Below are 1,029 nucleotides of genomic sequence, written 5' to 3'. Positions count from 1 at the left end.
GAGCATGTCCAGAACCCTGGATCTGAGGCTTGAACTGGTGTCAAGTTGTGTTGCTCATAACGTGTTAGTCCTTTTATCGGGTGCCGGAAGTATCGTTGACCGCTTTGGAATCCTGCCACGTCCCGCTCCTTCCAAATCTCCGCGAATTCTGGCGAGGCCGCCGACACCTGTGCGACGATGCCGCTGTCCCCCGCCGGGTTCAGCCACCCGCGGGTTTCCGCGCGGAAGCTTCCGACAAAGCTGCGGCTCTGCTCTTCCCAATCCGGCAGCATCTCGCGCAGCGCGGCGTCGGTGAACACCAGCCAGAGCAGGTTCCGGTCTGCATTATCCAGCGATTTGATCCGCGGATAAAGCTGCGCATAGGCTTCGTTCCATCCGATGATGGACCAGTCGGATCCGAGTAGGAAAGCCGGGAATTCCAGAGAATCGAGAAGTTGTTGCAGCGCCGGAGTGATCCCGCCCGAGGCCTCTCGTACGATCTCCCGATGCCCGCCCAGGGACAACAGGTAGGTGCTCTCCACCGGCGTCAGCCGAAACAGCCGGGCCAGTGAGACCAGCACCTGGCGTGAGGGGTTGATATCCCGCGCCTGCTCCAGCCACGTATACCAGGTCACCGAAACGCCGGCCAGGGTCGCGACTTCTTCGCGCCGCAGGCCGCGCAGCCGGCTGCGGCCCACCGCCGGCAGCCCATGCGCGTCGCGGTCTGCGCGCGCCCGGCGGTCCTTGAGGAAAGCCGCCAGCTCATCGCGGCGTCTCTGCTCGGCATCCATGGGCACTTCTCCTCAATGTGGTAGTAGTACTACTAGTATCAAGGCCGTCTGGGTTAGCGAACAAATCCATGATGGGATTTGAGGATGACCACTTATCGCTCGCACACCATTACCCACGGCCGCAACATGGCAGGCGCCCGCGCACTGCTGCGCGCAGCCGGCGTCAACGGCGCTGATCTCGGCCGCAAGCCGATCATCGCCGTGGCCAACAGCTTCACCGAATTCGTTCCCGGCCACACCCAGGGTTCTGGACATGCTC

Annotated in this window: 1 protein-coding gene; it reads right to left on the bottom strand. The window is 62.6% G+C overall.

The features are described 5' to 3' along the window. On the bottom strand, positions 1-770 hold a 770-nt coding region (locus CIK76_RS01585), incomplete at its 3' end, for a helix-turn-helix transcriptional regulator (protein WP_096283053.1). Between the last annotated feature and the right edge of the window lie 259 nt (positions 771-1,029).

Source organism: Glutamicibacter sp. BW80, from assembly GCF_002332385.1.
GTDB lineage: Bacteria > Actinomycetota > Actinomycetes > Actinomycetales > Micrococcaceae > Glutamicibacter.
This window is presented reverse-complemented; position numbering and strand designations above follow the sequence as displayed.